This window comes from Propioniferax innocua, from assembly GCF_006716235.1.
GTDB lineage: Bacteria > Actinomycetota > Actinomycetes > Propionibacteriales > Propionibacteriaceae > Propioniferax > Propioniferax innocua.
The window spans coordinates 324,482-344,174 of record NZ_VFOR01000001.1 but is presented as its reverse complement, the minus strand read 5'-3'; the positions used below and the strand labels follow the sequence as shown (position 1 = coordinate 344,174).

The 19,693-nt window shown below is 63.8% G+C and carries 16 protein-coding genes; 5 read left to right on the top strand and 11 right to left on the bottom strand.

Annotated elements, in window-relative coordinates; genetic code table 11:
- Window positions 1-70: 70 nt before the first annotated feature.
- From FB460_RS01535 to hisS, 5 genes are all read right to left on the bottom strand, one after another.
- Entirely contained in the window at window positions 71-1,195 is a 1,125-nt protein-coding gene (locus FB460_RS01535; RefSeq protein WP_342775211.1) for an FtsX-like permease family protein, read from the bottom strand.
- A 5-nt stretch (window positions 1,196-1,200) separates the two neighbouring features.
- Window positions 1,201-1,848, bottom strand: a complete 648-nt coding sequence (locus tag FB460_RS01530; protein WP_142092364.1) for an ABC transporter ATP-binding protein — start codon at window positions 1,846-1,848, stop codon at window positions 1,201-1,203.
- Window positions 1,848-2,897, bottom strand: coding sequence for a peptidoglycan-binding domain-containing protein (locus FB460_RS01525; RefSeq protein ID WP_142092363.1), 1,050 nt, complete (start codon window positions 2,895-2,897; stop codon window positions 1,848-1,850). The genes FB460_RS01530 and FB460_RS01525 overlap by 1 nt, the downstream gene beginning before the upstream one ends.
- A 21-nt stretch (window positions 2,898-2,918) precedes the next feature.
- Window positions 2,919-3,608 (bottom strand): hypothetical protein, encoded by a 690-nt coding sequence (locus FB460_RS01520; RefSeq protein WP_142092362.1) that lies wholly within the window; start codon window positions 3,606-3,608, stop codon window positions 2,919-2,921.
- 326 nt (window positions 3,609-3,934) lie between these two features.
- Window positions 3,935-5,242, bottom strand: coding sequence for a histidine--tRNA ligase (gene hisS / locus FB460_RS01515; RefSeq protein WP_142092361.1), 1,308 nt, complete (start codon window positions 5,240-5,242; stop codon window positions 3,935-3,937).
- 151 nt (window positions 5,243-5,393) lie between these two features.
- On the opposite strand from hisS, the gene FB460_RS01510 reads away from it, so the two are divergent.
- Complete coding sequence (locus FB460_RS01510; protein ID WP_170209901.1) at window positions 5,394-7,766, top strand: family 16 glycosylhydrolase; 2,373 nt, start codon at window positions 5,394-5,396, stop codon at window positions 7,764-7,766.
- 76 nt (window positions 7,767-7,842) lie between these two features.
- On the opposite strand, the gene FB460_RS01505 is transcribed toward FB460_RS01510, so the two are convergent.
- The 3 genes from FB460_RS01505 to FB460_RS01495 form a co-directional block, all read right to left on the bottom strand.
- Window positions 7,843-8,793 (bottom strand): 3-carboxyethylcatechol 2,3-dioxygenase, encoded by a 951-nt coding sequence (locus tag FB460_RS01505; RefSeq protein WP_142092359.1) that lies wholly within the window; start codon window positions 8,791-8,793, stop codon window positions 7,843-7,845.
- Entirely contained in the window at window positions 8,793-9,644 is an 852-nt protein-coding gene (locus tag FB460_RS01500) for an alpha/beta fold hydrolase (RefSeq protein ID WP_142092358.1), read from the bottom strand. The genes FB460_RS01505 and FB460_RS01500 overlap by 1 nt, the downstream gene beginning before the upstream one ends.
- Window positions 9,645-9,740: 96 nt before the next feature.
- Window positions 9,741-10,436 (bottom strand): MBL fold metallo-hydrolase, encoded by a 696-nt coding sequence (locus tag FB460_RS01495; protein WP_142092357.1) that lies wholly within the window; start codon window positions 10,434-10,436, stop codon window positions 9,741-9,743.
- Between the two features lie 102 nt (window positions 10,437-10,538).
- On the opposite strand from FB460_RS01495, the gene aspS reads away from it, so the two are divergent.
- On the top strand, window positions 10,539-12,344 hold the full coding sequence (gene aspS / locus FB460_RS01490) for an aspartate--tRNA ligase (protein ID WP_142092356.1): 1,806 nt from the start codon (window positions 10,539-10,541) through the stop codon (window positions 12,342-12,344).
- 78 nt (window positions 12,345-12,422) lie between these two features.
- Here the strand turns inward: aspS and FB460_RS01485 are convergent, their stop codons facing one another.
- From FB460_RS01485 to FB460_RS01475, 3 genes are all read right to left on the bottom strand, one after another.
- On the bottom strand, window positions 12,423-13,547 hold the full coding sequence (locus FB460_RS01485; protein ID WP_142092355.1) for a Glu/Leu/Phe/Val family dehydrogenase: 1,125 nt from the start codon (window positions 13,545-13,547) through the stop codon (window positions 12,423-12,425).
- Complete coding sequence (gene amaB / locus FB460_RS01480) at window positions 13,547-15,070, bottom strand: L-piperidine-6-carboxylate dehydrogenase (protein WP_142092354.1); 1,524 nt, start codon at window positions 15,068-15,070, stop codon at window positions 13,547-13,549. Before amaB ends, FB460_RS01485 begins: the two co-directional genes overlap by 1 nt.
- A 138-nt stretch (window positions 15,071-15,208) precedes the next feature.
- The gene (locus FB460_RS01475) at window positions 15,209-15,865 is read right to left on the bottom strand and encodes a GntR family transcriptional regulator (protein ID WP_142092353.1); all 657 of its coding nucleotides are present in this window, start codon (window positions 15,863-15,865) and stop codon (window positions 15,209-15,211) included.
- A 111-nt stretch (window positions 15,866-15,976) separates the two neighbouring features.
- On the opposite strand from FB460_RS01475, the gene FB460_RS01470 reads away from it, so the two are divergent.
- The 3 genes from FB460_RS01470 to FB460_RS01460 all read left to right on the top strand — a co-directional run bounded on the left by FB460_RS01470 (window position 15,977) and on the right by FB460_RS01460 (window position 19,609).
- Window positions 15,977-16,906, top strand: coding sequence for a LysR family transcriptional regulator (locus FB460_RS01470; protein WP_170209900.1), 930 nt, complete (start codon window positions 15,977-15,979; stop codon window positions 16,904-16,906).
- Between the two features lie 94 nt (window positions 16,907-17,000).
- Window positions 17,001-18,443, top strand: coding sequence for a 2-oxoadipate dioxygenase/decarboxylase (gene hglS, locus FB460_RS01465; protein WP_246044196.1), 1,443 nt, complete (start codon window positions 17,001-17,003; stop codon window positions 18,441-18,443).
- An 11-nt stretch (window positions 18,444-18,454) separates the two neighbouring features.
- Window positions 18,455-19,609, top strand: coding sequence for an NAD(P)/FAD-dependent oxidoreductase (locus FB460_RS01460; protein WP_211345786.1), 1,155 nt, complete (start codon window positions 18,455-18,457; stop codon window positions 19,607-19,609).
- Window positions 19,610-19,693 lie beyond the last annotated feature (84 nt).

Here is a 19,693-nt window from a genome sequence, read left to right as displayed (position 1 = left end):
CTGAACGTTATCCATATCGTGACTGTGGGAGCGCCAATTCAGGACTCCGCTGATGGGAAAGACCATGTGTTCAGGGGACGCGGAGTTCTGCCATGGGGTCTCGGGTTGCTGAGTACCAGGCGGGGGCGACTGAGGCGATGACGACCACCAGTTCTGCGGTGATGGCCAATGCCGCGAGGAATCGCCACGGTGGTGTTGCGTCGAACCATATTGCGGTGATGCCCACCGAGGCGGCGACGCCGGTCAGGGCTCCGAGGCAGCCGACGATCACCGACCGACACACTGCGATGGTGATGATCTGGATGCGGCTGGCCCCGAGGGCTCGTTGGAGTCCGGCGAAACGACGCCTGGAGCGGGCTGCCGAGAACTCTGCGAGGGCCAGCATGGTCCCGGCCACGGCCAGCGCTCCCAGGGCTTGGGCTCGTGTTCCGGCCAGCAGCGTGTCGTCGAGCTGGTCGCGCAATTCGATGAGGTCGAGGTGGTGATCAACCACCAGATCACCCGGGTCAAGATGCCCGAACGATTTGGTGATCATGTCGACCAGATCGGCGACGGATCCAGGGGAAGAGGCGGTCACGAGCATGAGGCTCACACTGTCGTCTGCTTCCTGGGCTTCTGGCTCTGGCGCATCAGAATGGGGCATGGCCGGGGTCACGACGGTCTGGGTGAGAGCGGATTCCGGCATGGTCATGTGATCGTGTGCCGTCGCGGTGAGGGTGAGGGTTCGATGGGTGTCGGTGACCGCGCCGACATCGTCGCTGAACCCGAGGACACGCATGGTCGGCTCGGTGGCCCGCGCAGGGTAGGGCGGGGCTGTGCGAGGGGTCGGACACAGGCTCGAGCGTTCGGAGGAGTAGCAGTCGCGCAGCGTCACTTCGTCTCCGGGCACGAAGCTGTTGTGGGTGTCACGGGCAGGCCCCAGCACGGTCAGGTCATGGACGGTGGTGACGCGGCTGAAGGGCTCGATGTCAGCGACGGTGACGTCGGCATTGGGCCCGAACCGGACGGTGATCGTGCGTGCGGCTGCGGTGTCGATCGAGGCAATGGCCTCTTCTGCGGTGCTGACCGCCCGCCCGTAGGTGACCGCCACCGCGACGACCGTGGCTGCAATGATGCAGATCCCGATCACCGACTGGGATCCGTGGGCGCGAATCTCTCGGAGAGCTTCAACGAACAGGTGCGGCAGATGTTTCATCACGATCAGCCCAGTTCGATGGTCTCATCGCAGGCCTCGGCGACGGCGGGAGTGTGAGTGACGATGAGGACGCATGCTCCTTTGTCGGCGCGGCGACGCAGCTCGGCGACGACGACTTCGGCAGATGCGGGGTCGAGGTTTCCGGTGGGTTCATCGGCCAGGATGATCGGCGGATCGTGCAGCAGAGCGCGGCACAGTGCGATGCGCTGAGCCTGCCCACCGGAGATCTGTCCGGGGCGCCGCTGCGGCGGCACGGTGACGCCCATCTCCTGCATCATCTCCTCGGCGCAAGAGCGCAGGGTCTTGTGCGAAGTACCGCGCAGTGTCGCAGGCTGCAGGATATTGGCGATGACGCTGCGACGTGGATCAAGACAGGCGTCCTGGAAGATGAAGCCATAGCGGTGGGCCCGCAGGTGAGAGCGATGGGCATCATGGCTGGCAGTGGCATCGATGCCCTGGACGGTGACGGTTCCCGAGGTGGGCTTCATCATCAACCCCAGCAGGAACAGCAGCGTGGACTTGCCCGATCCGCTGGCACCGACCAGCGCGGTCATGGTGCCGGCATCGAATGACCCGGTCCAGTCAGAGATCACCGGCTCCCGAGCGCGGGGATAGGTGAAGGTGAGCTCGTCGGTGGTCAGAACCGCGCCCATCAGGCGCCACCGACGATGAGTTCGTCACCGCTGGCGATATCGCCTTCCACAGCGGCCTGGCCGTCGGCCACGGCGAGGACCTGCACTTCGACCCGGTCACGGTCGCCTCCGGTGCTACCGGCGGGACGGACCCACGTGGCCCCGGCGGCATCGGTTTCGATCGCGGTGACCGGCACCAACAAACCCTTGGTCGCGGTGACCTGTTCGACGGTGACCATGAGCGTGTCACCCTGCTCGAACTCCTTGCACACGTCGGCGCACAACGGGCGGTCACCCTTTGTTCGCAGGTCAGCGGTGAAACCTTGCTCACTGTTGCGGAATCCGCCGATGTGCCCACGTAGCTCGGTGCCCTTGGGCGAGCGGGCGTGCACGGTCATGTCCTCGGTGACCAGAGCACGCTGGCCCTCGGTCAGCGACAGCGACACCGAAGGGTCATCGGCCAGGCGCGACAGCACCACATCGCCACCGGACACACCCCGGCCGACGGCTGCTTCCGATGTGGGGGTGACAGTGGCCGGGACGCGGGGGAGGAACATCACATCGCCGCGGCGTACCCGGGCATCGTCGTGAAGGCCAAGGTCGCGCTGCCACTGCTTGACCGCAGTCTCTGTGGCGGGTCCGAACTTACCGATGGGGGCTGCCCACAAATATCCGAGATCGGACAGGAATTCTTGGAGCTGTTGAACATCGTCGCCCTTGTCGCCCCGAGCCAAATCGCGGTACATGGGGACCTCGCCACGGGCGAGAATCACCGGCCGGGCATCGACCTCGTAGAGCACCTGTCCGGCGTTGACCGTCTGGCCGGAGCGCGGCAGGGCTGTCAGGGTGCCTTCGGCATGGTTGAAACCCAACGGTTCGGTACGCCATGTGACCGTGGCCCCGAGCGTGAGGGTATCGGCGACCTCACCCTCGGTGACGGTGACGGTGGTGGGTGGCTCAGGAGGCGGTGCTGCCACCGGTGTGTTCAAGGTGCGCACCGCCCAGCCGCCAGCAAAAGCGGCGATCGCCACCAGCGCCAGCGTCACCAGCCAGCCGAGGGTTCTTTGCATCAGATCAGTCCGTTGTGGAGGTCAGTCGTACAAGTCCGGTGGTGTGTCCGGACACTTGTCCATGAGCGCCTGTACTTGTGACCCGTTCAGGTTTGCCGAAGCCTCCGAGATCGGATCCCACGTGCCCGTCTCGCTGCGGTGATCTTCCACAAATTTCTCGAACGTGGGAGGTTCGGATACCTCGTGGCCTTCGGTCTCGACACATTCACGCAGGGGACCGGTGTAATGGTCATACAGTTTGCGTAACTGTTCATCGGTCAGCGGACGCTCGAACTTCGGGTCCAGCGGATATTCCGCGACGCACGTGTAGTGGGCCAACGCCAGTGCCGCGCCCTGCGCCTCGTCAGCAACCGAGTAGGTAACTGCACCCTCCTCCGCGGTTACCTCAGGGAAACCTGCTTTATGGAGACAATCCACGATCACCTGCGGGTGCTCATCGAGCGTGATGGACCGCACCTGTTGCACCTCAGGTCGATCCTCATCCGTGAGATTCGGGGCTCGCTGTTTGGCGCGCTCCCATGCCGCATCGAGCTGCTGCTTCAGAATTTCAGCGTCCGACTGCTCCGCTTGGCTCGCGCCAGAAATGGGGGTGGGGTCGGGATCAGGAGCCGGGGAAGAGCAACCAGCCAGAACCACCGAACCAAGCGCGGCCGTTGCGATGAGGAGACAGCCGTATCTGGTGTGATTGCGATTGTGCGTCATCATCTGCATTTGCGGCGTTCCGAGTGAAGAGCCCCGTCAGTCCAGACGGGACTGGAGGAAACGTTCGGCACTCCATCGAACGAGAAGGTGCGATGCCCAGCAACGCTGCCATTTTGGGCCGACACCGTCGACGGTTCCTTTGTGAACGCTCTGGTCACAGCAGATCCTCCCGAGTTCCATTATCGTGTGATCGAGTGGCCTCAAGGTCTCACATCGTCAGACTCGCTGCAAGAAGTTCTTGCAAAAAGGGATCGAAAGTTAAGAGCGCAAAGGCCAGAAGGTATTTGGACAGATTCTCCGCGCGAGTCAGCCCATCCCTGGGTCGTTCGAGCCCCTCAGCGCGTGAGGTCCTTGGCGGCGGGCATCCATGACGCGGCGTCGGCCTGCACCTGTTCGCCCGAGCGGATGTCCTTGACCTGGTCGGTGCCGAACCACACGTAGGGGATCTGACGCCGGTCGGCGTACCGGATCTGCTTGCCGAACTTGTCGGCCTTGGGAGCCACCTCGCAGGGGACACCGCGGGATCGCAGTTTCTGGGCGATGGCGGTGGCTTCGGCGCGGGTGTCCTCCGAATCGACTGCCACCAGCACGCACGTGGGCACCGGGCGGGACGCCTGCAGCTCGCCCTTGGTGATCAGTGGCACCAGCAGTCGGCTCACGCCGAAGGAGAACCCGACGCCGGGGTAGGTGCGTTTGCCGTCGGAGGCGAGCGAATCATAGCGGCCGCCCGAACCGACCGAGCCGATGTGCTCGAAACCGACCAGTTCGGTCTCGTAGACCGTGCCGGTGTAGTAGTCGAGGCCACGCGCGATCTTCAGATCGGCGACGATGCGGTCGGGAGCCGCAGCACCGGCGGTCTCCACCAGGGCGACCAGCTCCTCCAAGCCGGTCTCGAGCAGTTCCGAGGTGACCCCCAGCGCCCGTACCTGATCGACGAATGAAGCGTCGGTGGTCTGGATGTCGGCGAGAGCGACGCACTGGCGGGCCACGGCGTCGGACAGGCCGAGTTCGGTGGTGAGCAGTTCGGTGACCTTCTCGGGGCCGATCTTGTCGTACTTGTCGACGCGCTGCAGCACCGCGGCGGTGTCGTCGATGCCGAGACCCTCGTAGAAGCCCTGGGCGAGTTTGCGGTTGTTCACGTGCAGACGCACCGGTGGCGTGCCCACATCGGTGTGCAGGCGCTCGAACCCTTCGACGGCGACCAGCGCGATCTCGGTGTCGTGGTGCGGGGCGAGTTGGCCGTCGCCGACGATGTCGATGTCGGCCTGACGGAACTCGCGGTAACGGCCCTCCTGCGGACGTTCACCGCGCCACACCTTCTGCATCTGATAGCGGCGGAACGGGAACGCCAGGTGCCCGGCGTTCTCGAGGACGTAACGGGCGAACGGCACGGTGAGGTCGAAGTGCAGGGCCATCTCATCGGCGGCATCGGCCTCGGCGTGCAGCCGACGCACGGTGAAGACCTCCTTGTCGATCTCCCCCTTGCGCAGCAGCACCTCGAGGGGCTCGACGGCCCGCGTCTCGATCCCGGCGAAACCATGGAGCTCGAACACATGCCGCAACGCATCGAGCACCTTCTGCTCGACGGCGTACCCGGCGGGCAGGAACTCGGGGTAACCGGAGATGGGACGCGGACGGCTCATGGAACTCTCCTCGGACGTGAACGTGCCGGACGAGCCTATCGCGGCGAACCTGTGCGTCACAGGTTGGTAAAGGTGAGAGTGTCCTCAGAATATGAGGGGCGAGGGGTGTTCACATGGTGACACTTCCCCTGCATCCTTCATAGGAGTTTCCATGAACCGCCTTGTCCGTGGCGCGGCCGCACTGGCCGTCGCGGCCTCCGTGGCGTTGTCCGGTGGCGTTGTGGCGCACGCCGAACCCGCCGAGCCGCCCAGCCCGACCGTTCACCAACGTGCAGCTCTCACCCAGCCGACCTACGACGACCGTGCATCCACCTTCACGATCCCGGACATCGACGGTGTCGTGTACTCCGCCGACGGCACCGATGTGACACCGGGCACTCACGAGGTCGAGTTCGCCCAGCCGGAACGCTCCCAGTGGATCGAGTTCGTCGCAACCGCGAGTGACGGCAGCACCAAGACGTGGCGACACGAGTTCCCCTTCGTGTTCGAGCCTACGGCTCCCCGCTTCCACGACAAGGAGCAACGCGTACACGCCCCCGGGCAATGGGGCATGCACTACCTCGTGATCCACGAGGGCCAGGAGCGGCGCCTCACCCCGAACAGTTGGAACGACCTGTCCGAGTACGGGGGCGATCCGCTGACGATCGAAGCTCGTCCCAACGGGAACAGCCTGCTGCTCATCGGGCAGACCTCGTGGGAACACCGGTTCACCGTTCACCCGGATTATCCGCTCGATCGCGGCGACGAGTTCAACGAGAACGGGCTGTCGAAGAGCTGGTACGTCTACGACAGCGGCGGGAAGGGCAAGAGCCGGAATGTCGCCGAGAACGTCAGCGTCATCACCAATGATGAGGGTGACGGAGTGCTCAACCTGCGGTCGCGTCGCCATTGCGTGGACAACGCCGATGAGCCGCTGACCGACGCGAACGCCACTGAAAGGGTCTGCCCCGACGGGAAGCAGACGATCTACTCGGGCTCGCGGATGCTCAGCCGACACGTGCACGGAACTCCCAAGGTGATGGAGATCCGCGCGAAGATGGACACCCCGCACGAGGGCCTGACGCTGGCTGCCTGGACGCACAACGATCAGCAGTTCTGCCGGGAAGAATACCCGGACACCAACATCGCCGAGATGGACGTGCTCGAGGTCTGGGGAACCGACGGATCGGTGGCCACGACGCACATGGACTGCGGCCCCTCGGGATTCCCGCGCTACAGCGTCGGCACGAAGAAGGATCTCCCGGGCGAGTGGCACACATGGCGCGTCGAGTACGACGGGTACGCCATCCGTTACTACCTCGACGGTGAACCTCTGGACGGTGACAAGGGACCGCATGTGACGCCCGAGACGATCGGGCTCACCCAGGAGAAGTTCAGCCACGTGATGAACGACTACGCATGGCAGTCGGTGGTCGGTGTGAAGTTCCCCGAGAGTGGCGGCTGGGCTCCCGCCGTGGATGACTCGCAGCCTTTCGCCGAGCACAACGACCAGATCGACTACATCCGCGTCGAACCGTTCGACCTCTCCGAGTGCCAGCCATATGGCGAGATCGGCAAGTACGCCGCCGAACATCCAGAACTGGGCGCGCCGCAGAGCTGTGAATCCGATACGTTCACGCCGGGCGCACGCGTCCAGGTGTTCGAGAACGGACGCGTGTACTGGTCGCCCGCAACCGGAACTCACGCGGTCGTTGGTGCGATCGGTGAGCGGTATGTCGAGATGGGTGGGGACCGGACTCTCGGCCTGCCCACGACGGGTGAGGCCACCGGCCTGCGCGACGGCGGCGCCAGCCAACGCTTCACCGGCGGCACCATGTTCTGGTCCCCGGCCACCGGGGCACATTTCGCCAAGGGCGAGATCCTGCGCAAGTACGCGTCCATGGGCTGGGAGAACCACGCTCTGGGCTATCCGGTCACCGACGAGGACTGCAGCATCAGTGGTGGTTGTTTCCAGCGCTTCCAGCACCACGGCGGGCACATCTACTGGTCGCCGGAGACGGGAGCCCACTTCACGCGTGGCAAGATCCATGGGAAGTACGGCCAGCTCGGATACGAGGCCAACCCGCGGCTCGGCTTCCCCACGACCGATGAGATCTGTGGCCTGCGTGATGGTGGCTGCTTCCAGCGGTTCGAGAAGGAGGACACCCACATCTACTGGTCTCCTGCGACCGGAGCGCACTTCACCCGTGGGATGATCCACGCCCGCTACGGCAGCACTGGCTGGGAGAAAGGCCGGTTCGGGTTTCCCGTGACCGATGAGATCTGTGGCCTGCGTGATGGTGGCTGCTACCAGCGTTTCCAGCACGAGAAGGGTCATATCTACTGGTCGCCGAAGACAGGAGCCTGGCCTGTGCAGGGGAAGATCTTCGAGCACTGGGCTGCGCAGGGGTGGGAACGGAGCAAATATGGATACCCGACGCAGGCTGAACACTGTATTCGCGAGGAGGGCTACGGACGCCTCTGCAGCCAGATGTTCGAGGACTACCGCACCATCGGATGGAACCGGCTGACCGGAGCCGAGTGATCCACCGCTGTGAGCAGACGTCAAGGGCCTGACGCGAGGGCGTATCGCGTCAGGCCCTTGGCCGTGTCGTGAGGCGTCAGCGCAGGGTGGCGGTGGTGACCGCGAACCCGGCGATGTACTCCTTGATCGGGCGGTAGAACTCGTAGGTCACGTCGTACGCACCGGCCGCGGCGAGCGCGGAGTAGGCGCTGACCCACGTGCGGACCTCGTGCGAGGAGTGCCCCGCGGCGGCGTCCATCTCGTCGGCGTCGAGCGCGTCGAAACGTTCGAGTTCCCCGGTACGGCAGATCTCCAAGAAAGCCCGGTCCCACTCGGGGTTGAGGTCCTGGACCGACGCGGTGCCCGCGGCGAACGCCTTGGCGGTGTCGATCGTCCGCTGCTGACGCGCGGCACGGGCCTCGGGGGTGGGGTTGCGTCCGTCGGTGAGGAACTTGCGCTGGGCGTCGGTGGCCGTCGCCCACTGGGGGACCGGTGGATCGTGCGAGAGGCCACCAGAGCCCAGGAAGAGCACCTTGGCGTCGGCGAACTCCGCATCGGTCGCGAAGAACTCGCCCACGGCCGCGCCGAAGCGCCGCACGCGCTCCATCTTCACGAACGGCCGCGCCACCGAGTTCACGAACACCGGGATGATCGGCCTGTCGGTGAGATCGCCGTAGAGCAGTTCCATGGGCTGCACCGCGCCGTGATCGACCTCCATGGCCCGCGAGATGGCCACGTCGATGTCACGGTCGATCACGAACTGGGCCAGACGTTCGGCCACCTCGGTGGGAACGTTGAGCGGACCGGCCCACGAGTCGTAGTCACCGGTCCCGGTGGCGGTGAACCCGATGCAGTACGGCGGCATGAGGTCGTAGAAGAAGCCGTTGTAGTGGTCCGGGCCGAAGTTCACCACCAGATCGGGCGCGAAATCATGCACGAACTCCCTCGCGGCGGTGAACGCCTCTTGTACCGACGCCTTCACATCGGCCGGCGGCTCCACATGCTCCAGCAGGGGGCTGTGCGACATGCACACCAGGGCCTGCGGCATCAGGCACCCCGTTCCTTCAGGTACAGACCGACGACCTTGTTGAACTCCTCGGCCTTCTCCACCTGCGACCAGTGACCGCACTGGTTGAAGATGTGCGCATCGGCATGGGGGATGGTCTGGAGCAGATCCCAGGTGCGCGACGGTGTGATGACGACGTCCTGCATGCCATGGATCAGCAGCACCGGCATCTCCAGCTTGGCGAGGGCGTCGAAATCGAGCGGGAACTCGTTGCGGTCCCGGTCACGCGCTGCGACGACCTGCTTGAGACGGTCCGACGCGGTGTCGTTCTGCGCCGACTCGAAGCGCAGACGCACCAACTCGTCGGTGATCAGGGACTTGTCGACGACGAACTTCTCCAAGGTCTCGCGGATGCCCTCGGGCGTCAGCACGGGATTGGAGTGCGACTTGAGCGCTCCGGTGAGCTGCGCACCGCCGGTGCCCATCGAGACGACGCCGTGGAGACGCTCGGGGTGGTCGATGGCGAGCTGCAGGCCGACCCAGCCACCGAGGGAGTTGCCGACGATCCACGTCTTCTCGATGCCCAGGGCGTCGAGAACGCGGATGGCGTGCTCCACCCAGGCGCGGATGCCGTACTCGGTGCCCTCGGCCACGACACTCTGGCCGTACCCGATGGAGTCGATCGCGATGCAGCGTCCCACCTCGGCCATGTCCGGCAGCGTCAGCCACCAGTTCGCCGCAGCGGTGACGCCGGTACCCGAACCGTGGAGGAAGAGGATCGGGGTGCCTTCGCCGAGGTCGTGGTAGTGGGTGATCTCACCGGGCGCGGTCTCGAGCCACTTGTCCTCAAGACCGAAGAAGTCGGGGGTCGTGAAATCGGGGATCTGAGTCATTCGGAGACATCCTTGCTCTCGCGGTTGTTCGCTCCACCATATGGCGCACTTGAGTGGATGCTCAAGAGGGTTGGTCGGTGGAGCGTTACCGCCGGATCAGCGGATGTCGGTGAGCCACGGGTTCTGCGACTTCTCCTGCGCAAGGGTGGTTGCGGGCCCGTGCCCGGGAAGCAGCGCGGAGTCGGGTGGAAGGGTCAGCACCTGATCGCGCAGTGACGCCATGAGGGTGTCGGTGTCGCCGCCGGGCAGATCGGTACGGCCGATGGATCCGGCGAAGACGACATCGCCGGTGAAGGTGACCGGGACCTGCCCGGTCTGCGCGGCGTCGAGGGAGAACAGGATGCTGCCGCGGGTATGACCGGGGGCGTGGCGGGTGGTGAAGGTGAACCCGGCGAGTTCGATGTCGGTGCCCGGTGCGATGTGTCGCACATCCGACGGAGGCGTCAACTCGGTGGAGCCGTGGAAACTCTGCAGGAGCGGCTCGGCGTCGGCGCCCAAACCGGCCAGCGGGTCGGAGAGCAGATGTTCATCGTCGGGGTGGATCCAGACCGGGATGTCGAGATCGCGGCTCAACTCCTCGGCGGTGTAGACGTGGTCGATATGCCCGTGTGTGGCCAGGACGCCCACCGCCTCGAGGTGGTGGGCGTCGAGAAGCTTGCGAACGGGCTCCGCCGCGCCGACGCCCGGGTCGATGATGACGCACGGGACGCGCTCGTCGGGCGTCCCTTCGCGAGCCGCCACGAGGTAGCAGTTGGTGTGCCAAGGGCCAGCAGGAAACGTCACGCACCACATGTGGCGCCACACTAGAGCATGCGCGATCGCATGCGGCATGTGCCGAACGGTCACACGGGCTAGGATTCTTGGGCACGCCACGACCCGAGGAGACAGATTTCCGTGATCCGTACCCATGACGCCGGCACGCTGCGCGCCGAGCACGCTGGCCAGACCGTGACCCTCGCCGGATGGGTGGGTCGTCGCCGAGATCACGGCGGCGTCGCCTTCATCGACCTGCGTGACGCGAGCGGTGTGTGTCAGGTGGTGATCCGTGACGAGATCCTCGAGGCCTCGGGTGCTCACGATCTGCGCAACGAGTTCTGCATCAAGGTGATCGGCGTCGTGGAGGTGCGCCCCGAGGGGAACGCCAACCCCGACCTTCCCTCCGGCGACATCGAGGTGGCGATCAGCGAACTCGAGGTGCTCAACGCCGCAGCGCCGCTGCCGTTCCAGTTGGATGACCGCACCGACGTCGGTGAGGAAGCCCGGCTGAAGTACCGCTACCTCGATCTGCGTCGCCAGGTGAGTGGCGACCGGATCCGTCTGCGTTCGAAGGTCAACGCCGCTGCCCGCAAGGTGCTGGGGGAGCGCGACTTCGTGGAGATCGAGACACCGACGCTGACCCGCTCGACGCCCGAGGGCGCCCGCGACTTCCTGGTGCCGGCGCGTCTGGCGCCCGGCTCGTGGTACGCCCTGCCGCAGTCGCCGCAGTTGTTCAAGCAGCTGCTGATGGTCGGTGGCATGGAGCGCTATTACCAGATCGCGCGCTGCTACCGGGACGAGGACTTCCGCGCCGACCGGCAGCCGGAGTTCACCCAGCTCGACATCGAGATGAGCTTCGTCGATCAGGAAGACGTCATCGAACTCGGTGAGTCGCTGGCCAAGGAGATCTGGTCACTGATCGGCGTCGACCTCCCGACGCCGTTCCCGCGCATCACCTACGCCGACGCCATGGCCAAGTACGGCTCCGACAAGCCCGACCTGCGCTTCGACAACCCGATCGTGGAGGTCACCGAACACTTCGCCGAGACGCCCTTCCGCGTCTTCCAGAACGAATACGTCGGTGCCGTCGTGATGCCCGGCGGGGCCGATCAGCCGCGTCGCCAGTTCGACGCCTGGCAGGAATGGGCCAAGCAGCGCGGCGCCAAGGGACTGGCCTACGTGACGATCAACGCCGAAGGCGAGCTCGGTGGCCCCGTGGCCAAGAACATCTCCGAGGCCGAGCGGGCCGGGCTTCCCGAATGGACCGGCGCCAAGCCCGGTGACTGCATCTTCTTCGCCGCGGGCAAGCGCAAGGCGTCCCAGGAACTCCTGGGTGCGGCACGCCTGGAGATCGCGCAGCGCACCGGCATGATCGACGACGACGCGTGGGCGTTCTGCTGGGTGGTCGACGCCCCGCTGTTCGAGCCGGCATCCGACGCCGTCGCGGCCGGTGACGTCGCGGTGGGTGCAGGCGCATGGACCGCCGTCCACCACGCCTTCACCTCTCCGAAGCCCGAGTGGATCGACTCCTTCGACACCGACCCGGGCAACGCCTTGGCCTACGCCTACGACATGGTCTGCAACGGCAACGAGATCGGTGGCGGTTCCATCCGTATCCATCGCCGCGATGTGCAGGAACGCGTGTTCAAGGTCATGGGTCTGGACGCCGAGACCGCGCAGGAGAAGTTCGGCTTCCTCCTCGACGCCTTCGCCTACGGCGCACCGCCGCACGGTGGCATCGCGTTCGGATGGGACCGGATCGTGGCCCTGCTGTCGAAGGCCGAGTCGATCCGCGACGTCATCGCCTTCCCGAAGTCCGGTGGTGGCTACGACCCCCTCACCGACGCCCCCGCGCCCATCACCGCGCAGCAGCGCAAGGAAGCCGGCGTCGATGCGAAGCCGAAGCGCGATGAGGCCAAACAGGATCAAGATAGGAACAACTGACCTCAGGACACATACATGATGAACGGTCGGGACGCGAAGATTCGCGTCCCGACCGTCGTCATTGCAGATGACCGTTGCTCAGGTGAGAGAACGACCTCGCAGGTCCATCGCCTTGCGTACCCTTTCCTGTGCCAGCGTGCGGGCTGCTTCGTGGGACGTTATGCCTCGATCCGTGCTGGCTTGTAAAACCGTCTCGGTATTTTCTCGAATCCGTTCGGCGACCGTGGCCATCACCTTGTCGGTGTCGGGTCGGAACGCGGAGGTTCGGGCATCCATCGCGAAGGCTGCAGCGACCACGCCACCGGCATTGGCAATGAAGTCGGGAACCACCGTGATGCCTCGCTCCAGTAAGGCCGCCTGTGCCTCGGGGCTTGTGGGCAGGTTTGCCCCCTCCACCAAGGCTTTTGCCTGGACACGCTCGATGTCATCGACGCTGAGGACATCCTGCATCGCTGCCGGAACAAGCACATCGGCGTCGACGAACAACTCATCGCCGACAGGGATCGATCGGTCTGCGAACTCATGGACCAAGGCATCCCCATGCAGGTTGCGTGCCGCAAGAAGCGCATCGACGTCCAGGCCGTTCGGATCGGCTAGGGCCCCCTCTGCAGTGGAGATCGCCACGACGTGATGGCCAAGGTCCTGCAGTCGGCGAGCCACAGCGTGTCCCACAGCCCCGAAACCCTGAATCGCGACACCAGCCTGCTTGATTCCCAGACGCGACACCGTCGCGTCGATCGACTCGGCCACTCCGTAGCCGGTCACGCCCAGCTGGTCGTAGGGCATACCGCCGAGTTCGTAGGGTGTCCCCACGGCGCTGCCGCGACCGAGTTCGTCGTTGATGACTGCAGCGTCGTTCTCGGTGAGGCCCATGTCCAACCCGAACACATACTCCTCGGGAACTTCGTTGCGCAGCGCGCGCACGAAGGACCGAAGAATCTCCTCCTTGTGAGGAGAATTGGGGTCTGCAGCGATGCCAGCCTTGGCGCCCCCATAGAACAGGTCGGTCGCGGCCCATTTCCACGTCATGACCCGAGCCAGTCGGGCGACCTCGGTGACGCTGACGCTCGGCTGCATGCGGGTGCCGCCCTTGCCCATGCCGCGTGCGGTGTTGTCGATGACGAGTACGCCGCGCATGCCGGTGCGGACGTCGCTGACCGCCACGATCTTCTCGGGCCCCCATTCATCCATCAGATCGAACATCAGAGAAACTCCACTCCCTGTGCCAGCGGAAGCTCGCCGGAGTAGTTGATGGTGTTGGTGGCACGCCGCATGTAGGCCTTCCAAGCGTCCGAGCCCGATTCGCGTCCACCGCCGGTCTCTTTCTCGCCTCCGAAGGCACCGCCGATCTCCGCGCCAGAGGTGCCGATGTTGACGTTTGAGATCCCACAATCGGAACCCCGTGCCGACAAGAAAATCTCCGCCTCGGTGATGTCCTGAGTGAAGATCGATGCCGATAGCCCTTGAGGCACGGCGTTGTGCATCTCCAATGCTTCGTCGAGCGAGGAGTAGGTCATCACGTAGAGGATCGGTGCGAACGTTTCGGTGTGCACCACCTGGCTCTGCCTGGGCATGCGCACGATGGCGGGCTCCACGAAGTAGGCTCCCGGATTCTCATCGGCGAGTACTCTTCTACCACCGGTGATCACTTTGCCGCCTTCGGCCCGTGCTTGGTCCAACGAATCCTGCATGGCAGTGAAACTTGCTTCGTTGATCAATGGCCCAACCAGTGTCTTCTCGTCGCGGGGGTCGCCTATGGTCAAGGTTCCGTAGGCGGAGATCAGACGTTCGACCAGATCGTCCGCGATGGACTCGTGGACGATCAGACGACGCATGGTGGTGCAGCGCTGACCTGCTGTACCCACCGCCGCGAATGCGATTCCGCGCAGGGCCAGATCCAGATCTGCACTGGGCGTGACGATTGCGGCGTTGTTGCCACCGAGCTCGAGGAGGTAACGACCGAAACGGGCAGCGACGCGTGGGGAGACCTCCTTGCCCATGCGTGTGGATCCGGTGGCTGAGACCAACGCGACGCGGGGATCATCCAAGATCGGTGCTGCTGATTCGGGGTTGGTGATGACAAGTTGGTGGATGTCGCTGGGGGCGCCACATTCGGCGATGGCCCGTGCCAATAGGGCATCGGTGGCCAAAGAGCACAGCGCAGTGGCGGGGGAAGGCTTCCACACGACGGTGTTGCCGGCCACCAGGGCCAGCGCAGTGTTCCACGAGTAGACCGCGACCGGAAAGTTGAAGGCGGAGATCACACCCACCACGCCGATGGGGTGCCACGTTTCCATCAGCCGATGCCCAGGCCGTTCAGACGGCATCGTGCGGCCATACAGCATGCGCGATTGGCCGAGCGCGAAGTCGCAGATGTCGATCATCTCCTGCACTTCACCAAGGGCCTCGGAGGTGACCTTTCCTGCCTCCGCCTGAACCAGAACAGCAAGATCGACTTTGTGCTCGGTCAGTAGCTCGCCCCAACGCTTGACCACCTGCCCGCGTTCGGGGGCGGGTACGTCCCGCCATGTGCGGAAGGCTACGTCGGCTCTCTCAATCGCTGCGCTCACGTCGTCGACGGACGCCATGTTGACCGACGCGACCGTTTGCCCGGTGAGGGGAGTGGTTACTTCGTGATCGCCGCCCAGCATGGAAGGGGTGACGCCGCAGGCGGTGAGGGCTGTCTGCACGGATTCGTCGAGGGCGGGGTCGGCGGTGATGGGCATGGAGACTCCTTCGTTTCGATGCTGTCGATCACTGACCAACATGCATGGCGTCGTCCTCGACGCTCGAATGGTAGCCAGTTATCGATAACCACCATTGCGGGGCAGATGCCGACTGTCAAGAGTCAAGCAGATCTGTGCTCAGGTGGGGCGCGCGTACTCCAGGTGCTTCAGCATCACTTCGGCAGCGCGGTCGGGTTGGCCGTCTGCTATCGCTTCGGCCATCTCGATGTGTTCTCGTGCGCTCTGCATGAGTCCGGCATGGTCCTGTAGATAGGCGTATGCGCCGTTGATGCGGGCCTGGTCACGCAAAGTGGCGACGAATTCAAGCCAGCGATTGTTGCCCAGACGCCCGACGATATCGAGGTGAAAAGCATGATCAGCGTTCAGGTACGTTGTGAGATCGGCGTTCTTCGCCAAGTGGAGTGTCTGCCTCGCGTGATCTCGAAGAGCTGAGGCATCTTCAGGGTCGATTCTCTGCGCAGCCACCCGGCGCACGGCTTCAACTTCGATATGGCATCGGAGGTCGTACACCTCCTGTTTGTCCTGTTCAGTGAAGCGAACGACTCGGAATCCACGGTTGCGAACGGGGTCGAGCAGGCCACGCGCAGCCAAGGCCATCATGGCCTCGCGGACCGGGCTGTTGGAGACGCCCAGGCGACGCGCAAGTGCGTTGGCTGAGTAGATCTCTCCGGGCTGCATGGACCCGTCGAGAAGCGCGCCACGCACCAACTCCTCTGCGGAGTCCTTGAGGGTCATCCGCGTGAGGGTCTGGGGACGGGATGTCTGGTTCGTCATGGTGATTGTCCGCCTGCGATGATCGGTTGTCGACAATGGCAGTCTGGCCCATTGATCCATTCGGGCCAAGGCCGTATGCACGGCGCACCTGCTGACGGTTACCCTGCAGTCGTGTTGAACCCTGTGCACCTTCATACACTGGTCACGGTTCTGCGAACAGGGTCGTTCGCCGATGCCGCTCGATCGTTGAACTTCACGGCTTCAGCGATTTCCCAGCAGATGGCCGCCTTGGAACGGGCCAGTCGCCTCACGCTGTTTGAGCGTGAAGCTCATAGTGTGACCCCCACGCCCGCAGCGATGGTGCTGGCTACACATGCTCGCGCTGTGCTGGCAGACATGGAAGACCTGGAGAACAAAGTGGCCGAGATGGTGGGCGGGTCTGCGGGGCTGTTGCGTGTCGGGTCGTTTCCGACGATCAATTCCCGACTGCTCCCGCGATGGCTTTCCGCGCGCCGTGAGCTGTATCCGGAGCTCGCATTGCAGCTGGACGAGGGTGAGCCGGAGATGATTTTGACACTCCTCGCCGATGGTGAGCTGGACCTCGGGCTGGTCTACCGCTACGACCTCGTTCCGCGTGCCTATCCGCGGACCCTCACCGCGATCCCGCTGCTCATCGACGAGGTCGTGGTGATGGTTGCCGAGGGGAACCCCTTGGCCAAACGCGAGGTGCTCGACATGGCGACATTGAGCGAAGAGATGTGGATTAACACCTCTGACTCTGCGGATGGGACGCAGTGTCTTCAAGCATTGGCCGCGCAACATGGCTTTATTCCGAAGGTGGATTACCGTTCGAACAACTATGCGGTCATCCGGGGACTGGTTTCGGTTGATCTCGGGATAGCTCTGATGCCATCACTTGCAGTTCGGGAGGGGCAGGGGGCTGTTTCTCGTCCATTGGCCGCGCCGATCTATCGCCGGATCGATATCGTGCACCGTCGAACAATGACCAATGCGGCTGTCCCTGAAGCGATCAGAGGACTTCTCGTGGCCGCGGGTGAGCTGGCTGAGGATATTCCCGGCATCAGCCTTCCAGAGGGCTGAGCCACTGTTGCGGCCTGTCAGCATAAGCAGCGCTTACGCCACCATCACGAATGGCATGGCTTGAAGGCCTTGGCATGAGCCTCCACTCCTAGTGATGCTGGTCACAGTCAGCCAGTACATCGTCGTTCTGGAGGCACAGATGTCCTTCATCCTTCCTGTGGAGCTACGCGCTCGCTTCGCCGTTCGACTGTCGGAGCTTTACGGTTCTGAGGTGCCGGCCTACAACGCCCTTGTGGACGTCTCGGCAGAAGTCAATCAACGTGTGATGGATACCCAAAAGGCCTCTGCCGAGCGCCTCGGCACCATTGACCGGGTGACGGCAGAGCGGCATGGTGCCATTCGCGTCGGCTCCCCCGAAGAGCTGTCGCAGGCAGCGCGCATCTTCGGTGCCTGCGGTATGTACCCGACGGGCTTTTACGATCTTCGAGACGCTTACCCGCAGCCGGTACCTGTGGTATCCACTGCGTTTCGCCCGCATGCCCCTGAGGAGCTAGCGCGCAACCCCTTCCGGGTGTTCACTTCGATGCTGATCCCCGAAGATCGACGGTTCTTCTCAGAGGATCAGGAGTCTCGGCTCAAGGAATTTCTGGCGGCGCGAACTCTCTTCGACGACGAACTGCTCGAGCTGGCAGACCGTGCTGAGGTTGACGGGGGGCTGGCTTCTGCCGACGCTGACCGTTTCTTGGATCTCGCGGTCGGTGCTTTCGAGCTGTCCGATATTCCGGTAGACCGGGCATGGTACGAAGAATTGGGCAGGGTCTCCGGGGTCGCGGCCGACATCGGAGGGGTGGAATCGACTCATATCAATCACCTGACGCCCCGCGTGCTGGATATCGATGACCTGTACGCCTCGATGCAGGAGCGTGGCTTCGAAATGATCGCCGAGGTGCAGGGGCCGCCCGGTGGTGATTTTCCCGACTTGCTGTTGCGCCAGACCTCGTTCCGCGCGTTGGCCGAGAAGCGTACCTTTCGCGAAACGGATGGAAGCCTGTCGACTGGTGAATTACGTGTTCGGTTCGGGGAGGTGGAGCAACGGGGCATAGCGCTCACGCCGGCGGGTCGTGATCTCTATGACGAGATGGTGGCCGAAACCGACCGTCGGCTGGTGGATCGCCGCAGAGTCGATCCTCGGGTGACTCGCGTCGACGTGGCGCGCGAAGTATGGGAGGAACGGTGCCCCAGTGAGGAGGAGCTCTGCAGGAGAGAACTGGCTTACTTCACCTACACCGCACACCCTGATCAGAAGGGGCCGCTGCCGGGGACCTTTTCCGCCTTGTTGGACAGTGGCCACATCACTGCCACGCCCATCGTCTATGAGGACTTCCTACCGCGTTCGGCGGCAGGAATCTTCGATTCCAATCTCACTGATCGTGGCTCCAAGGACGAGTCCCAGAACGCCATCGAACGTGATGAAGAGTGGCTGGCCCGCGCCATGGGGCGAGCCATCACCGACCCTCACGATCTCTACGCCGCGCAATCGCGTGCATCGCTCGAGGCCGCGATGGAGAAACTCGGCGTGTCACATCTGGCGGCCTGAAAGGAACGACCATGACCACCATTCCGAAGCAGGCATCCGTGGTGATAATCGGCGGAGGCATCATGGGGGTGGCCACTGCCTATGAGCTTGCGGCTGCCGGGATCCGTGACGTGGTGCTTTTGGACAAGGGAGGGTTCGGCGAAGCTTCCACGTGCAGAGCTGCAGGAGGTATCCGTGCTCAATTCTCCGATGAGGTGAACGTCCAACTCGGGGCACGAAGCCTTGAGATCTTCGAGAACTTCGAGACGCTCTTCGATCAGGCTATCGACTTGCATCAGGTCGGCTACCTTTTTCTGCTCGACGATGATGAAGCAGTCGACATGTTCACCGCGAATGCAGAGCTTCAGACGCGATTGGGGCTTGAATCGCACATAATCTCTCCTGCCGAGGCAAAGAAGCTCTCCCCCCAGGCGGTCACCGGTGACTTGGTCGCTGCGGCATGGACGCCACGCGATGGCCATTGCACTCCCGAATCAGTGGTTGTCGGATATGTCCGTGCCGCCAGGAAAGCCGGAGCGAGACTCATCAGCGGTTGCGCGGCCACAGACATCGACATCGTCGACGGGCGAATTGCCGGAGTGCAGACGGTAGCCGGCCCGATCGCCACCGATACGGTCATCTGCGCCGCAGGTGCTTGGTCCAAGGAGGTGGGGGAATGGGCCGGTGTCACACTCCCGATCGAACCGCTCCGGCGTCAGATTCTCATCACCGAGCCCATTGAAGGCCTGGCCGCCGACACGCCATTCACGATCGATCATCGCACCGGGCTTTACTTTCACAACGAAGGGCCTGGGTTGCTGATGGGGATGTCATACCGGGGAGAGGAGCCCGGATTCTGTACGTCCATGAGCGACGATTGGCTGGAGGACCTGTGTGGCGCCATGGAAAGGCGGATCCCTCATCTTCAAGATGTGGGTTTCTGCTCCGGCTGGGCGGGCCTGTATGAGAACACGCCTGACCATAACGCCCTGATCGGGCAATCCAGTGCGGTGCCCGGATTCTTCTATGCGGCTGGTTTTTCAGGACATGGCTTCCTTCAGGGTCCAGCGATCGGCGAAGTGATGCGTGATCTTGTTCGCGGTGAGCAGCCCTTCGTTGATGTCTCGTCCTTTAATGCCGACCGTTTTGCTGGAAATACATGGCGGCCTGAACTGAACATCGTTTGATCATGCAGCCGTGGGTACTGCAATGAAGCGGGTCGCCGCGGTGCACAACTGTGAAGAATCGAAAGGTGAGTGGTGGCAATGATG

Bases quoted from the DNA above. Each gene is read 5' to 3' on its own strand.
- FB460_RS01510 (WP_170209901.1), top strand. From the start codon at position 5,394: ATGAACCGCCTTGTCCGTGGCGCGGCCGCACTGGCCGTCGCGGCCTCC.
- FB460_RS01460 (WP_211345786.1), top strand. From the start codon at position 18,455: ATGACCACCATTCCGAAGCAGGCATCCGTGGTGATAATCGGCGGAGGC.
- FB460_RS01520 (WP_142092362.1), bottom strand. From the start codon at position 3,608: ATGCAGATGATGACGCACAATCGCAATCACACCAGATACGGCTGTCTC.
- FB460_RS01535 (WP_342775211.1), bottom strand. From the start codon at position 1,195: ATGAAACATCTGCCGCACCTGTTCGTTGAAGCTCTCCGAGAGATTCGC.
- amaB (WP_142092354.1), bottom strand. From the start codon at position 15,070: ATGCCCATCACCGCCGACCCCGCCCTCGACGAATCCGTGCAGACAGCC.
- FB460_RS01525 (WP_142092363.1), bottom strand. From the start codon at position 2,897: ATGCAAAGAACCCTCGGCTGGCTGGTGACGCTGGCGCTGGTGGCGATC.
- hglS (WP_246044196.1), top strand. From the start codon at position 17,001: ATGCTGGTCACAGTCAGCCAGTACATCGTCGTTCTGGAGGCACAGATG.
- FB460_RS01475 (WP_142092353.1), bottom strand. From the start codon at position 15,865: ATGACGAACCAGACATCCCGTCCCCAGACCCTCACGCGGATGACCCTC.
- FB460_RS01505 (WP_142092359.1), bottom strand. From the start codon at position 8,793: ATGCCGCAGGCCCTGGTGTGCATGTCGCACAGCCCCCTGCTGGAGCAT.
- FB460_RS01495 (WP_142092357.1), bottom strand. From the start codon at position 10,436: ATGTGGTGCGTGACGTTTCCTGCTGGCCCTTGGCACACCAACTGCTAC.
- FB460_RS01485 (WP_142092355.1), bottom strand. From the start codon at position 13,547: ATGTTCGATCTGATGGATGAATGGGGGCCCGAGAAGATCGTGGCGGTC.
- hisS (WP_142092361.1), bottom strand. From the start codon at position 5,242: ATGAGCCGTCCGCGTCCCATCTCCGGTTACCCCGAGTTCCTGCCCGCC.
- FB460_RS01500 (WP_142092358.1), bottom strand. From the start codon at position 9,644: ATGACTCAGATCCCCGATTTCACGACCCCCGACTTCTTCGGTCTTGAG.
- FB460_RS01530 (WP_142092364.1), bottom strand. From the start codon at position 1,848: ATGGGCGCGGTTCTGACCACCGACGAGCTCACCTTCACCTATCCCCGC.